Consider the following 14,878-nt stretch of genomic DNA (forward strand, 5'->3'; position numbering starts at 1 on the left):
CTCTAGAGCCCCCGCGCCCATTCCGGCCGGATGGGGATGCGGCCGGCCAGCGCGTCATCGAGGAGCTCGAGCATCCGTGCGCCGTCACGGGGAAGTCGTCCGCCGAGCGGCAGGTAGTTCGAGGCGTGATTCGTCCGGAAGATGGCGTCGCTGGGCTGCGCCTCGGCGATGAACGTCCGTGCCTCACGGAGCAACCCTTCGATAGAAGGAAGCGCGAACTTCCCGGCGGCCTCGAGCTTCGCGATCGGCGTGCCCGGAATCACGGTGAGGGTGAGGAGCGACAGGAAGCGCGGGTCCATCGCGGTGGCGAGTCTGGCGGAGGCGGTCGCGTGCTCCTCGCTGCGCTCGGTCCCACCGGCGCCGAGGAGGAAGATCGCGGAGAGCTTCATGCCGGCCTCGCGCGCGCGGCGGGCGGCCTCGACGTGGTCGTCGAAGCCGGCCCCTTTGGCGATGCGCTTCATCGTGACGTCGTCCCCCGATTCGGGTCCGATGTAGAGCAGGCTCAAGCCGGCCTCGCGAAGGCGGGCGAGCTCCGCGGGCGACTTCTCGTTGAGGTTGATCGCCGTGGCGTACGCGCTCACGCGCCGGAGACGCGGAAAGGCGTCGCGGCACGCCGCGAGGATCGTCTCCCATGTGGCGACGTCCATCCCGAGCGCGTCGCCGTCAGCGACGAAGACCCTGTCGACCGACTCGCCGTGAACCGAGCGCGCGGCGCTGATGTCCTCGAGCGTCTCCCTCAGCTCGCGCACGCGGTACCGCTTGTCGCGGTACATGGCGCAGTAGGTGCAAGCGTTCCACGAACAGCCGATCGTGGCCTGGAGAATGAGCGAGTCCGCCTCGCTGGGCGGGCGGAAGACCGGTTCCTCGTAGCGCATGGGCGTCGAACCAGAGGGTAGCGCATCGGCCCTGAGGATCCCGTCAGATGCCGCGCCGGCTCCTCGCCTCCACGACTATCATCCCGCTCACCACGACCCCGCTACGGATCTGCGCAAGGAGCCGTGCCCATGAGCCTGATCTCCCGCACCACGCTGCTCGCTGCCACGCTCACCGCCGTCTTCACCCTCGCAACTGGGACGTCGGCAGCCGAGCCTGCCAAGGCCGCCGACTTCCCCGCCCTCGACTTCGAGCACGGCGCAGCAGGCAAGCTCCCGCCCGGCTGGCGAACGGGAGTCAACGCCCCCACCGGCGACAAGGACGCATCCGCCTTCACCGACGACAAGGTCTTCCACGGCGGCGCCCAATCGATCCGGCTCGAAAGGGACGACAAGAGCGCCGGCGACTTCAGCGCGATCAACGCCTCGGTCCCGATGAACTTCGCCGGCACGACGATCGTGCTCCGCGGCTGGCTGCGCACCGACGGCGTGGACGGCCGCGCGGGGCTCTGGATGCGCGAGGACGGCGACACCACCGCGATCGCCTTCGACAACATGCAAGCGACGCCGCTCAGCGGCACGACCCAGTGGACCGAGTACTCGATCCAGCTTCCGGTCGACGCGAGCGGCCGCACGCTCGTCTTCGGCGCGCTCCTCATCGGCAAAGGCAAGGTGTGGGTCGACGACTTCCAGCTCCTCGTCGACGGCAAGCCGGTGCAGACCGTCCCCAAGATCGAGCGCCCCAAGACGCCGCTCGAGACCGACCACGAGTTCGACGCCGGCTCGAAGATCGTGATCGACAAGCTGACGCCGCTCCAGACTGCGAGCCTGACGACGCTCGGCAAGGTGTGGGGGTTCCTGAAGTACCACCACCCCAAGGTCACCGGCGGCCAGGTGCACTGGGACTACGAGCTGTTCCGCGTGATGCCGCGCGTGCTCGTCGCCGCCGACACCGCCGCCGCGCGCCAGGCGATCGTCGACTGGATCAAGACCCTCGGCGAGATCGCGCCGTGCGACCCGTGCGCCACCGTCCCCGACGGCCTCGCCCTCCGCCCCGACATCGACTGGATCCACGACAAGGCCGCGCTCGGCGAGCCGCTGTCGGCGCTGCTCGAGCAGGTCTACCGCAGCCGGCCGGCGAACGGCGATCAGGCCTACGTCAAGATGAAACCCGAGGTCAACAATCCCGAGCTCCTCCGCGAACCGCGCTACGACACCCCCGAGCTTCCCGACGTGGGCTACCGGATCCTCGCGCTCTACCGGTGGTGGAACGTCGTCCTCTACTGGTCGCCTTACCGCGACGTCATCGGCGCCGACTGGAACGCCGTGCTCCGCGAGTTCCTCCCGCGCCTCGTCGCCGCGAACGACGTCGCCCGCTACCGCCTGGAGATGTTCGCCCTCATCGCGCGCCTGAACGACGGCCACGCCAACCTGTGGGGCCAGCTCGACGCGCGCCCGCCGGTGGGAAGCTGCTCCCTCCCCGTGCGCGTCCGCGCGATCGAAGGGAAGGCGATCGTCTCTGCCTACGCAAACGACGAGACCGGCCACGCCTCCGGCCTGAAGATCGGCGACGAGATCGTCGGCGTCGACGGCACGCCCGTCCCGCGCCTCACCGCATCATGGACGCCGTACTACTGCGCCTCGAACGACGCCGCGCGCGCCGCCGCGATGATGAACAGCCTGACCCAGGGCGCGTGTGGCCCCGTGAAGCTCACCGTCGAGCGCTCCGGCAAGACGGAGCCGATCACCGCCCAGCGCGGCAAGCCGACAAACGCCGAGCAACAGACCGGCTTCACCCACGACCTCGCCGGCCCCGCGTTCCGCAAGCTGTCGAACGACGTGGCCTACCTCAAGCTGTCGTCGTTCAAGATCGCCGACGTCCCGACCTACCTCCACGACGCCGAGGGAACCAAGGGCTGGATCATCGACATCCGCAATTACCCTTCCGAGTTCGCCGTGTTCGCCCTCGGCGGCCACTTCGTCGCGCGGCCCACCCCATTCGTCCGCTTCACGAACGGCGATCTCTCCAACCCCGGCGCCTTCGTGTGGACGAAGAACGAGGAGATCCCTCCGCTGGCGCCGCTCTACTCCGGCAAGGTCGTCATCCTCGTCGACGAGGCGTCGATCAGCCAGGCCGAGTACACCGCGATGGCGCTGCGCAGCGGCCCCAACGCCACGGTGGTCGGCAGCACGACCGACGGCGCCGACGGCAACGTCTCTCCCGTGCCTCTCCCGGGCGGATTGCAGACGCTCATCAGCGGCATCGGCGTCTTCTACCCCGACAAGAAGCCGACGCAGCGCATCGGCATCGTTTCCGACGTCATCGTGCGCCCCACCGTCGCCGGCTTCCGCGCCGGCCGCGACGAGGTCCTCGAGGCGGCGATCAAGCAGATCGTGCCGGGGATGGAGGAGAAGAAGGTGAGGGAGATGGGGAGGAGGTAGAGGCCGGTTCTCCGACCCGATGGTTATCCCGGTGCAACCGCTTGATGCTCGCTCTCGATTAGACTCTGCCCCTCATGCGCCTTTACTCCGGGCTCTCCACCGACTTCATACGTGACGCCGCGCACAATCGAATCGCCGCGAAGCTGAAGGACGCATACTTCCGGGAATTCCGTCACAACCCGCCTCCGTCCGAGGTCAACTCCTGGCAGAACTCTCTTCGGGCAATGTCACAGGTCGTCGACCTTGCGGGTTTGCATGACCACGGCGTCCTCCTCGAGTACCAGTTGCCCATGACGAGCAAGCGATTGGACTGCATGGTCTGCGGCCAGAATGGTGAGCGCCGCGATCAAGCGGTCATCGTTGAGCTCAAGCAGTGGCAGGCCTGCGGAGACGCCGGTGTCGAAAACCTCGTTACCGCGTTTGTGGGTGGGCGCGAGCGTGACGTACTGCATCCGGCAGCCCAAGTAAATCAATACGAGCGCTACCTCGAGGACAGTCATACCGCGTTCTATGAGGGGACAGCGCCGGTAGGCCTGGCGTCGTGCGCCTACCTGCACAACTACTACGCTACCGATGGTGACACGCTGTTTACCGATCGATTCGCGTCGATTCTGTCGCGCTCGCCGGTATTCACGGCCGACGACGTCGATCCGCTGCAGGAGTTCCTTCGAGTCCGCCTCTCCTCCGGCCACGGTGAGCCGGTGCTGCGACGGGTCGAACAGAGCAAGTACCGCCCAAGCAAGAAGCTTCTGGAGCATGTCGGAAAGCTCGTCAAGGGGCATCCGACCTACGTCTTGATCGATGAGCAGTTGGTGGCGTACGAACGTGTGCTGGCCACCGCGCGTGCTGGGTTCGACGCTCGAAAGAAAGAGGTCATCATCATCCGGGGCGGCCCCGGCACGGGAAAGTCGGTAATAGCGATGAACCTCCTCGGAGACCTTTCAGCGGCGGGATTGAACGCTCACTACGCCACCGGGTCGAAGGCGTTTACCGAAACACTTCGCAAGGTGATCGGTAGTCGCGGCAGTGAGCAGTTCAAGTATTTCAACAGTTACGCTAACGCCGATGTGAACGCAATCGACGTACTAATCTGCGACGAAGCGCACCGCGTTCGGGAGACGAGCAACAGCCGTTACACGAAGAAGACCGAGCGCTCGACGAAGCCACAAGTGCGCGAGCTGTTCGACGCCGCTAAGGTCAGCGTGTTCTTCGTAGATGACAAACAGAGCGTGAGGCCCGGCGAAATCGGCACGACCGATTACTTGCGAAAACAGGCGTCCGACTGCGGATGCGAAGTTCGCGAGTACACACTGGAAGCGCAGTTCCGTTGTGCCGGGTCGGATGCTTTCGTGAACTGGATCAACAATACGCTTGGAATCGAGCGGACCGCGAACGTCATCTGGGAGGGAGATGAACGGTTCGACTTTCGCCTCTTCGAGTCTCCGGGATCCCTCGACGAAGAGATCCGCCGAAAAGCAGCAACGGGAGTAACGGCGCGTTTGACCGCTGGGTTTTGCTGGCCATGGTCCACTCCCAACACCGACGGTACACTCGTAGAAGATGTTGTGATCGGAAATTTCCGGCGGCCGTGGAATGCACGACCGGATGCTGGCAAGCTCGCCCGCGGGATTCCGAACGCAAACTTGTGGGCTTACGATTCGGGGGGGATCGATCAAGTCGGCTGCGTGTACACGGCGCAGGGCTTTGAGTTCGACTTCGTCGGTGTGATCGTTGGGAACGATCTACGCTACGACCCCGACACTGGCGATTGGATCGCCGATCGCACCCAGTCGCACGACCGAAAGGTCAAAGCAGGCAAGCATCGATTCGCGGAATTCATTAAGAACACCTACCGGGTATTGCTGTCACGTGGGCTGCGCGGATGCTACGTCCACTTCATGGACAAGGAAACCGAACGATTCGTGCGGAGTCGAGTGGAATGGAAGAGTGGACCTGCTCTCAACGTCGCCGCCGAGTCAAAGAATAGCTCAGACCCGGGGACTTGATTCGATGGCATCCGATGACTCACTTTCACCACATGGGTGGCATTCTAATTTCCCGGAATTCGAGAAAGCCTCCCCACGTGTCATCAGAGCGCGGCTGAGCGAATTCATCATCGATGCCAACCCCCAGCAGGTGGGCGCTTGGGACGATTCCATCCCAAAGCTTCAGACCGAAGTCCGCGAGGTGATGACCGATGAGCCCGATGCGGACCTCTATACCGCCATCCTGGAGTACCAGTTGCCGTTGGAGTCTCGCCGGGCAGATGTCATCCTGCTCGTTCGGGGCGCGGTCGTAGTTCTTGAGTTGAAAGGCAAGACGAGCGCTAGTCAAGCGGATATTGATCAAGCGGCGGCGTACTCACGAGATCTCAGCAATTATCACCGCGCGTGCTCGGGACGCGCTGTTCACGCTGTTGTCGTACCCACGGCAGCACGCGGCGAACTCGGCGTTCGTTCAGGCGTGCACATTGTCGGACCTGATGCTCTTGACAGGCTCGTCCGCAGACTCCAGCCACCGTGGCCGCGCGACATTGTGGAGGCTCAGGCATTTCTGGGCTATGACGCATATCGGCCGCTTCCGACGCTCGTGCGAGCGGCGCGAGAACTGTTTGCCTCCGGCGCACTTCGTCGCATCGAGCGAGCAAGCGCGAACACTGCGCCGGCCATTGACGAGGTGACTCGGATCATCCGCGAGGCTGCGGCGACACGCAGCAGACGCCTTGTCTTGGTAACTGGCGTACCGGGTTCCGGGAAAACGCTCGTGGGACTGCGAATTGTCCATGCGCATTTCCTCGATGATCTCGCGATCGCGCGCGCGGGTGAACGACCCTCGGCACCGGCGGTATTCCTTTCCGGAAACGGGCCACTGGTCGAGGTATTGCAATACGAGCTTCGCGGCGCCGGTGGCGGTGGGAAAACATTCGTGCGAGGCGTGAAGGACTACGTGAAGCAGTACTCTCGTGGAACGAGCAGGATTCCACCAGAACACGTCCTTGTTTTTGACGAAGCCCAACGAGCTTGGGATCGAGAGCGCGTAGAGGAAAAGCATGAGCAGGGAGGCGCGGCCGGCAGGTCCGAGCCAGAGCATTTCATTGAGTTCGCCTCACGTATTCCGGATTGGTGTGTTGTTGTCGGGCTCATTGGAAGCGGTCAGGAAATCAATGTGGGTGAGGAAGGCGGATTGATTCAGTGGAGACAGGCTATCGAAGGTGCGCCAAACCCGTGCGAATGGCAGGTTCACGGCCCCGGCGACGCATTGAACGACTTTGGTGGCTCAGCCATTCGCAGTGAGACGAACTCCGGACTCCGGCTTAATGTTGGAGTTCGCTATCACCTCGCCAAAGACGTCGACGCGCTAGTCGAGTGTGTCCTTGCGGGCGATTCCGCTGGTGCAAACGCGTTGGCGCTGAGGCTTGACGGCACTTACAGCCCAAGAATTACCCGGAACTTGAGTATCGCGCGAAAGTACCTCCGAGATCGATATGCGAACGATTCCGAAGCGCGATTCGGACTTGTTGCGTCGGCTCGCGACAAGGATCTCGTCGGATTCGGTATCCCTAATGATTTCGCGTCGACAAGAATCCGTTACGGTCCTTGGTACTCGGATGGCGATGACGGTCCGTATTCTTGCCGTCACTTTCGTGAGCTCGTTACGGAGTTCGGAGCGCAGGGATTGGAGCTCGACGCCACATTACTTGCTTGGGGAACAGACCTCATTCGCGTCGACGGAGAGTGGTCGACGAAGAGAGCACGAGGTTACAAACGGGGCGTGCACGTCCGCAACCCGCATCAGCTTCGTCTGAACGCCTACCGAGTCCTTCTCACTCGCGGGCGTGACGGTACGGTCATTTTTGTCCCACCTCTTCTCGAGTTGGACGACACCGCGGATTTCCTCTCCGCGTGCGGATTCGTCTCGCTCGAAAATCGGTAAGGACACAAGTGAGCTGCAAAGAAGCTTGCACTCATCCCAGGTACCGTTCCCGATTGTGCCAGTGTAGGTATTGCGAGTTCGGCCTCTCCGCCAGCGCCATCGGCAGCCACAGCTCCCGCCCTTGCAGCGCGTAGTAGTCGCGCCCGTTCTCGAAGTCTTCCTTGAGCCGACGGCTGACCTCGAACTTGTACTCGGGCGTCACCGTTACGTACCCGCGATCGAAGAGCGCGTGGAGGTCGCGACGCAAGAGCAGCCCGTTGTCGACGCGATGCTCGCCGCCTTGCCCGTATGGACGAATGTGTGCCGCCTCGAGCGCGGGTAACGTGCGCTCCTTCGTCACGGCGCAGCGTCGCTCGAACGCATCGGTGACGATGACGCGGAAGGAGCCCTGGCCGAGGCGCGGCGTCATGATCGTGGGCTTGCCGAACCTCGCCGCCGGTTCGGCGATCGACGCAGCCGGCGCGGCGGCCGTTCCTGTCATCCGCGCGGTGCGCCGCGCGAGCCGCTGCTGCACGTCATCCCACAGGCGGCGGCCGACGACGTCCGACGTGTCGTATCCCTTCCCTTGGACGATGTTGGGGTGCCAGTCGGCCGGCTGCGGGATCCAGTCCTCGCGGTCGAAGAAGAACGGCTCTTCGAGGATGATGCAGCCGATTTTGTAGTCGTCGTGCGGCTGCGGCTTCTGCTTGCGGTACTTCTCGATGCGCCGCCGCATCTCCTCGAGCGTCGTGGCTCCGTTCTTCTCGCCGAAGGCGTCCCATGCCAGGCTGACGGGGTAGAGGCTCGCGTGTGCGAAGAAGCCGCCGCCCACGATGACGTTGCGCGGCGCGTGGAGCTTGAAGAGGAAGAGCCCGCCGGGTTGGAGGGCGCGGAACACCGTGTTGCCGCCCGGCTGCCAGAAGTTCGCCTCGTCGAGCCCGGGCGTGCTCGACAGCAACTCGTGCCAGTCTCCGTCGGTGACGGCGACGAAGAGATCCATTGGGATCGGCTACCCCCCGCCTTGAGTACGGCGGAGTTTAGCAGGGGTTGTGGGTAGGAAACCTGTGGAATTGTAGGCGTGGCGCGCGTTAGGGGCCTGCTTAGGTCGCCTTCTGAAGTCTCCAAGTTGAGGTGTATATAGCGACCATGCTGAGCGGCCTCTACCCACCTCGGGCATAGCTGATGCGGTTGCTCCTCTGGAACCTCAACCATCGAGTCTCCAAGAAGGTCATCCCGCCTCTGACGGTTTCGGCGATCACAGCCGCGAGACCGGATGTCCTCGTGTTGACCGAGTATGTCGAAGGCCCGTCGCACGAGTGGTTCGTCCGCGAGCTCGACGATGCGGGGCTGTCGCACGTTCTGATTTCGGCGGAGTTCGAGGGCAACAACCGCGTGCTCATCGCCGCACGGCGACCCCTGTTTCCGGGGCCGCTCCAAGCGCCTCCGCTGGACTCGTCTTCGCCCCCGAACTCGCTCCACGTCGTGGTGCCGGAGCTGGAGCTGAATGTCCTCGGCATTCGGATGCCGGCGTTCGAAGGCCGGGGCGCGGGGCGCCTCCGGAACGCGTGGTGGGACTGGATGGCCGAGGCAGCGGCGACGATCCGCGAGGGCCAAGCCGTACTGGCGGGCGACCTCAACACGGACCCTGAGCGGCGCGGGCCTTCCGGTGGCATTCGCTTGCAGCGCCTGGTAGCAAGCGGATGGCGACGCGCACTTCCTCTCGACGGGCACAGCTGGTGGGACCTCCGCGGTCGCGGCTATCGGTTGGACCACGTCTTCGTTACCCCGACTCTCGAGCTGATCGGTGCCGAATACGTCACCCGATTCGGGGATCACCAGCTCGTCGGGAGGAAGAACGGGTTCTCGTCAGACCATGCTGCGCTCCTTGTCGACGTTCAGAGTTGATCGCGGTCGTTGGGCGATCCCTGGATTCGGTTGCCGATAGTTAACCCACTCGAGTGCGTCAGGACAACCCTCCACCGCATGGAGGCGGTAGCTTCTCCTCGAGGTCCCAAGCCTCAGGGGTCCGGGAATGCAAACCAAGCGACACGCAGAGAGGCGCAGATACAATTTGTCCATGAGTCGCGAATTCGATGAGCTGCTTCGGGAGGCGCTGAGTCTTCCAGCGGACGAGCGGTCTGCTCTTGCCGGCGCGCTCATCGACAGCCTTGATACGACAACCGATCCGGATGCCGAGGTCGCGTGGATCATGGAGATCGCGCGTCGCAACCGGGAGATCGATGAGGGCACAGTCCTACCGATTCCGTGGGCCGAGGCCAGGCGGCGCCTCGTCGGTCAGTAATGCAGCGCCGAGCGGTTCGGATTGCTCCAGCGGCGCTGGAGGATGCCGGGGCTGCGTTTGCGTGGTGGGCGGCGACGCGCGGAATTCGGTAGCTGTCCCCTTATTCCGGTAAACTCCGTCCGCTTTGACCCTCTCTCCTGGTAAGGACCTCTCCCACTACCGCCTCGTCGAGCGAATCGGCGAGGGCGGGATGGGCGTCGTCTGGCGAGCGACTGACACGACGCTCGGGCGCGACGTCGCGATCAAGGTGCTGCCGGCGGAGTTCGCGAGCGATCCCGAGCGCATGGCGCGGTTCGAGCGCGAGGCGCGCCTGCTCGCGTCGCTCAACCATCCGGGGATCGCGGCGGTGTACGGCGTGGGCTCGGCGGAGGGCGTGCGCTTCCTCGCGATGGAGCTGGTTGAGGGAGAGGACCTCGCCGAGCGCCTGTCGCAGGGGCCGATGCCGGTGGTCGAGGCGCTCGAGACGGCGCGGCAGATCGCCGAGGCGCTCGAGGTCGCGCACGAGAAGGGGATCATCCACCGCGACCTCAAGCCGGCGAACGTGAAGCTCACGCCGGACGGCCAGGTCAAGGTGCTCGACTTCGGCTTGGCGAAGGCGACGGTGGCGGAGGGGCGCGGGTCGGGCCCGACTTCGACGCCGACGATCCTCCCGACGATGACGAGCGCCGGCACGGCGATGGGGATGATCCTCGGCACCGCGGCGTACATGAGCCCGGAGCAGGCGCGCGGGAAGGCGGTGGATCGGCGCGCCGACATCTGGGCGCTGGGTTGCGTGCTTTACGAATGCCTGACGGGCAAGCGCGCGTTCGACGGCGAGACCGCCTCGGACACGATCGCGAAGGTGCTCGAGCGCGAGCCGTCGTTTGCGGCGCTACCGGCGGCGACGCCGGCGCGCGTGCGCGAGCTGCTCCAGCGCTGCCTCACCAAGGATCCGAAGCTGCGCCTGCGCGACATGGGCGACGCTCGGATCGTGCTCGACGAGGCGCTGGCGTCACGCACGCCGTCGGGAAGCTTGCCGGTCGCGGTCGATGCGCCGGTCGCCGCGACGGCCGGCGGGCGACGCGCGTCGCCCGTCATCCTCGCGGTGGTCGGCGTCGCGGGGCTGGTGATCGGTGCGGTGGCATGGGCGCTGGTGGCGGCGCGTCCGGCGGTTGCTCCCGCGCGCGGGACCGAGTGCGTCACGGTCACGATGCCGCCGGAGCTGTCGGTGCCCGGCCTTGGCGCGTTCTCCATCACGCCCGACGGCAAGACGATCGTCGTACGCGCGCAGCCGAAGAACGCCGACGGGTCGAGCGCGGGTCCGCCGCGCATTTACGCGCGCCGCCTCGATCAATATGAGTTCAAGGAGCTTCCGGGCACCGAAGGCGCGCAGGGGTTCCTGACCCCGCGGAGCGGCTCTTTCTTGTTTTTCGCGCCGGTCTCGGCGGGAGCCCCGCAGTTCCGGGGGTTCCGAGCGCCGGTGGATGGAAGCGCACCGCCCACCTCGTTCGTCGACAACGACACGTCGTGGACCTGGACGGTGGAGAGCCGCGACGGCGATCTCCTCGCCGTGAAGCAGTTCACCGATTTCGTGCGATGCCCACCCGGCGGACCGCCTTCCTCGCCGATCAAGATCGATTCGGGGCGGCAAGGGGTCGTCCGGTACGAGCTGTGGAACACGCTTCCCGGAAATGGGGGCGTCCTGACGAACATCGTGGTGTATGACGCCAAGGGTTGGCATTACAGCTTCGGCGTCCTCGACCCGAAGACCGGCAAGCTCACGACGCTCGAAGAGGACGGCGGCAACCCCGTCTATTCCACCGCCGGATATCTGGTCTTCTCGCGCGGCAGCACGCTCATGGCGATGCCGTTCGACGCGCAGTCCGCGAAGCCGCGTGGACCGGCGGTCGCCGTCTGGAGCGGCGTGAGCACGTCGTTCACGTTCCAGCCGGGGTATTTCGAGATTTCGGACGATGGGACTTTGGTTTACCGCCCGGGGCAAACCGGCGGCATCCGGCAGATGGCCTATGTCGACGCTTCCGGCCGGGTCGACCGGTGGCACGGCGAGCCGCGCGGGATCGACATCGGTCCCGAGCCATCGCCGGACGGCCGTCGCTTCGCCTGCTCGATCGTGAACGGCCGGGGCATCGACGAGATCTTCGTCTCGGATCTCGATCGCCCGGGGTTCCGGCGGGTCAGCGACGATCCGAACGCCGATTGCTCGTCGGCGCAATGGTCTCCCGACGGCCGGCGTCTCGCGTACGCGCGCGGTGGCAAGGACGGAAAGGACGGCGTCTACGTCGTGAGTGCTGACGGCGGCGACGCGCGCCGCGTGTATGCGACCGTGAACCAGGCGGAAAGAGCAGTGGCGTACTCGTGGCTCCCCGACGGCTCGGCGCTCTTCATCGCGAGAAACTCGCCGGGCAAGGGGGAGCTGATCCTGGTGCCGGTCGCCGGCGACGAAAAGGACGCGGCGCGCGTCAAGGTGCTTGCGACGAACGAGCTCTTCATCGATCAGCCCCGCGTCTCACCTGAGGGCCGGCGTCTGGCGTACATGAGCGCCGAGTCGGGGATGCGCCAGGTCTACGTCGCCGAGCTGCGGCCGGATCGGACGCTGGGACACGCCTTGCCGCTACAGACGTCGGGCGGCCGCGAGCCCCGCTGGTCGAGGGACGGCAAGTGGCTGTTCGTCCGCGACGAGCGCGACCGCGTGATGAAGGTCGCCGTCGGGCCGGCACCGGACATCACCGTCTCATCCCCCGAGATCGCGGTCGACCTGGTGGCCGCGGGCGTGACGCTATGGTCGGTCCTCCCCGACGGCCGCTTCTTCGTCGGCCTCAAGAGCGATGACGAGGGCGACCTGACGAAGCTGAGCGTGGTCCTCAATTGGACCGACGAGATGAAGCGGAAGCTGGGCGCGGCGCACTGATCCCAGAGGGGACAGCTTCCGAAACTCTTTTGCGCGGCGAGTGATTCCGGAAAAGCACGACGAGGTGGCTGGCGCTTTTCTGTGTGGCCAGCCTCGCGTTCCACCGATGGTACGAAACGTACCGTGGGTGGTACGCGGGACCGCGTTTCTGAAAAAAGGACCTGCTCCGCCGGCGCCGTTGTCTTCGACTGTCGACTGTTAACTTTCTTAGAACCAGTAATGCATCACGACGCGCGCCCACGTGAAGTCGTAGGCGGGGACGCGCGCGCCGAGGTAGACGCTCTCGGTAGCGCCGCCGTCGACCGCGCCCATCCAGGGCTGCATGATGTCGCGCTGGAAATTCGCCTCGTCCCAGTTCTCGTAGGTGACGAGGAACGAGAGGTCGAGGTGCTTGCGCAGCTTCCATGTCGCGTCGGCGGTGAACGTCTCGAGCTTCGATGACGTGTTTGGGAACGGGGTGCCGTTGCCGTTCGCGTTGCCGCCGGGGGCGAAGAACGCGGGCTGCTTGCCGACGGCGTCGTTCACCGCCGCGTGCGCGCTGAGGCGCCACTTCGCGCCGACGTTCGCGAGCACGCCGAGGCTGTAGTTCCTCGTCTTGTCGTCGGGCGTGGTCGACCAATCGTCGGCCGGGGCGGCGGCAGCGTACCGCGCGTCGAGATTCCACTTGTAGCGGTCCTCGCCGTAGTCGCCGGTCACCGTGACGCCCTTCCCGCAATCGACGGCGAAGTCGAGGGTCCAGCTGTCGCTCTGGGCCGACGTCACGCCGAAGGTCGAGTCGGGGTACGCATCTTCGAGGGAGAAGAGCTGCAACCCGAGCTGAAGCCGGTCGATCGGCGTGATGCTCGCCATGATCTGGAACTTGTCGCGGTCGCGGTTGGCCTGGTCGAAGGTGCGCGTGCCGACCGGATCGTTGGTCGAGAGGTTGTAGCTGTCGTACCGGCGCTCGCCGTGCGAGTAGCTCAGGCGGATGTCGCCGATCGCGCCCGGCGTCCACGCCGCGAAGATGTCGAAGATGTCCTCGTTGGTGTGGTCGGCGTCGCGGAAGGTGTAGTCCCAGCTCTCGCGCCGCCCGCCGACCCCGACCGACAGTCGCGGGTTCGGCTTGAACGTCGCGTCGGCACCGTAGGTCCTCTGCTCGTAGCCGAACGGCTCGGAGACTGCGTCCGTGTCCAGGCCGACGTCGGCGCTGACCCAGTTGGGGAGGACGTACGTCGGCGTGTTGTTGTCGTACTTGTAGTCGTGCGCGAACGCCTCGAACGAGAACCATCGGAGCGGGTGTCCGGTGACGCGCGCGTCCCAGCGCGTGAGGTCGATCTTTCCGTCGTACGCCGAGGCCGCGGTCGTGCCGTCCTTGAGGACGACGAACGGCGCGGGCGGGACGATCGCGCTGTTGAGCGTGAACGGCAGGAAGTCCGAGTCGTTCTTGTTCTCGCCGACCGCGAACTCGAGGCTCGCGCGCCCCCAGTCGGCGAAGCGCCAGCCGGCGTGGAGGTTCACCCACGCCTGCCGCGAGTCGGGCGGCGCCGACAGCAGGAACCGCGACGACGCCAGGTTGTTCGGCGCCGCCGGGTTCGGGACCGTCGGCGTGCCGTCGGTCGCGCGCAGCGGGTTGTCGACGATGTACGCGTCGTAAACCGTCGTGCCGAGCGACGCGCTCGACAGGTCGTTCGTGAACTGGGACCACTCGACCGAGCCCCCGACGTCGAATCGCTTCTTCGCGTAGTCGACGCCGAGGCTCGCGACGCGGCTCGTGAAGTCGGTCGGCGCGGCGAATTCGGTGACGTCGGTGCCGACGCTGAAGTTCGTCGCAAGGGTCTGGTCGTGCGTGCCGTTGCGCTGCTCCTGGCTGAAGGCGGCGGTCGTGGTGAGGCCGGCGACCGGCGTGTTCCACGTGACGTCGGCGAAAGCGCGATCGCGGCGGTACCGGATGTCGATCGGCTGCGCTGCGGCGAGGCTGTTCTGGAGATTCGTCCCGATGCCCGCCACCGGGTTCGCCGTCTCGTTGGCCTGACGGATCGTGACGGGGAAGAGCATCGTCCCGCCGCCGCCGTTCGCGAAGAGCGTGGCGGCGGTGTTCGAGTACCAGACCGGGATCTGGTCGTAGCCGACGTGGATCCGGAGACTCTTCGCGTTGCTCGCCGAGAAGAGCACGCGCTGATCTTGCTGGAGAAGGTCCGTCGCGAAGAGGTCGAAGCGCCAGTCATGCGTGGTCGCGAAGAAGTTGAACTGGTCGAGGAAGAAGCCGTTCGGGATCTCGCGGTACTGCTGCGCCTTCGACGAATCGTCGAGGCCGTCGGCCGTGCCGAGACCGATCGCCACGTCGCCGGAGGTTGTCCCCTCGGCCGGCGGCGGAGGCGCCGGCGGAGGTGTGTCGGCGCTCCACGAGCGACCGATCGCCGCCAGGACGACCGCGATGCCGGCGAGCCACGAGGTGCGTCGCAT

At 65.5% G+C, this 14,878-nt stretch carries 9 protein-coding genes; 6 read left to right on the plus strand and 3 right to left on the minus strand.

The genetic code is table 11. From position 1 onward, the window contains the following. Positions 1-2: 2 nt before the first annotated feature. On the minus strand, positions 3-875 hold the full coding sequence (locus VFV19_16130) for a radical SAM protein (protein HEX4825830.1): 873 nt from the start codon (positions 873-875) through the stop codon (positions 3-5). A gap of 129 nt (positions 876-1,004) precedes the next feature. On the opposite strand from VFV19_16130, the gene VFV19_16135 reads away from it, so the two are divergent. The 3 genes from VFV19_16135 (at position 1,005) to VFV19_16145 (ending at position 7,247) form a co-directional block, all read left to right on the plus strand. Beyond that, entirely contained in the window at positions 1,005-3,314 is a 2,310-nt protein-coding gene (locus tag VFV19_16135; protein HEX4825831.1) for a S41 family peptidase, read from the plus strand. 74 nt (positions 3,315-3,388) lie between these two features. Beyond that, the gene (locus tag VFV19_16140) at positions 3,389-5,320 is read left to right on the plus strand and encodes a DUF2075 domain-containing protein (GenBank protein HEX4825832.1); all 1,932 of its coding nucleotides are present in this window, start codon (positions 3,389-3,391) and stop codon (positions 5,318-5,320) included. A 4-nt stretch (positions 5,321-5,324) separates the two neighbouring features. Next, positions 5,325-7,247, plus strand: a complete 1,923-nt coding sequence (locus tag VFV19_16145; GenBank protein HEX4825833.1) for a DNA/RNA helicase domain-containing protein — start codon at positions 5,325-5,327, stop codon at positions 7,245-7,247. 31 nt (positions 7,248-7,278) lie between these two features. Here VFV19_16145 and VFV19_16150 read toward each other — a convergent pair whose 3' ends face one another. Beyond that, positions 7,279-8,226 (minus strand): HNH endonuclease, encoded by a 948-nt coding sequence (locus VFV19_16150; protein HEX4825834.1) that lies wholly within the window; start codon positions 8,224-8,226, stop codon positions 7,279-7,281. Positions 8,227-8,408: 182 nt separating this feature from the next. Here VFV19_16150 and VFV19_16155 point away from each other — a divergent pair, with 182 nt between their 5' ends. The 3 genes from VFV19_16155 to VFV19_16165 all read left to right on the plus strand — a co-directional run bounded on the left by VFV19_16155 (position 8,409) and on the right by VFV19_16165 (position 12,436). Next, complete coding sequence (locus VFV19_16155) at positions 8,409-9,131, plus strand: endonuclease/exonuclease/phosphatase family protein (GenBank protein ID HEX4825835.1); 723 nt, start codon at positions 8,409-8,411, stop codon at positions 9,129-9,131. Positions 9,132-9,303: 172 nt separating this feature from the next. Next, positions 9,304-9,528 (plus strand): addiction module protein, encoded by a 225-nt coding sequence (locus VFV19_16160; protein HEX4825836.1) that lies wholly within the window; start codon positions 9,304-9,306, stop codon positions 9,526-9,528. A 124-nt stretch (positions 9,529-9,652) separates the two neighbouring features. After that, positions 9,653-12,436: a protein kinase gene (locus VFV19_16165; protein HEX4825837.1), complete on the plus strand. Its 2,784-nt coding sequence runs from the start codon at positions 9,653-9,655 to the stop codon at positions 12,434-12,436. 207 nt (positions 12,437-12,643) lie between these two features. Here VFV19_16165 and VFV19_16170 read toward each other — a convergent pair whose 3' ends face one another. Further along, positions 12,644-14,878, minus strand: a complete 2,235-nt coding sequence (locus VFV19_16170) for an MtrB/PioB family outer membrane beta-barrel protein (protein HEX4825838.1) — start codon at positions 14,876-14,878, stop codon at positions 12,644-12,646.

This window comes from Candidatus Polarisedimenticolaceae bacterium, assembly GCA_036275915.1.
In the GTDB taxonomy this organism is placed as follows: Bacteria; Acidobacteriota; Polarisedimenticolia; order Polarisedimenticolales; family DASRJG01; genus DASRJG01.

What these genes read in the sequence shown, in the direction of transcription:
- VFV19_16130 (HEX4825830.1), bottom strand. Translation starts at nt 875, where the DNA reads ATGCGCTACGAGGAACCGGTCTTCCGCCCGCCCAGCGAGGCGGACTCG.
- VFV19_16135 (HEX4825831.1), top strand. Translation starts at nt 1,005, where the DNA reads ATGAGCCTGATCTCCCGCACCACGCTGCTCGCTGCCACGCTCACCGCC.
- VFV19_16140 (HEX4825832.1), top strand. Translation starts at nt 3,389, where the DNA reads ATGCGCCTTTACTCCGGGCTCTCCACCGACTTCATACGTGACGCCGCG.
- VFV19_16145 (HEX4825833.1), top strand. Translation starts at nt 5,325, where the DNA reads ATGGCATCCGATGACTCACTTTCACCACATGGGTGGCATTCTAATTTC.
- VFV19_16150 (HEX4825834.1), bottom strand. Translation starts at nt 8,226, where the DNA reads ATGGATCTCTTCGTCGCCGTCACCGACGGAGACTGGCACGAGTTGCTG.
- VFV19_16155 (HEX4825835.1), top strand. Translation starts at nt 8,409, where the DNA reads ATGCGGTTGCTCCTCTGGAACCTCAACCATCGAGTCTCCAAGAAGGTC.
- VFV19_16160 (HEX4825836.1), top strand. Translation starts at nt 9,304, where the DNA reads ATGAGTCGCGAATTCGATGAGCTGCTTCGGGAGGCGCTGAGTCTTCCA.
- VFV19_16170 (HEX4825838.1), bottom strand. Translation starts at nt 14,878, where the DNA reads ATGCGACGCACCTCGTGGCTCGCCGGCATCGCGGTCGTCCTGGCGGCG.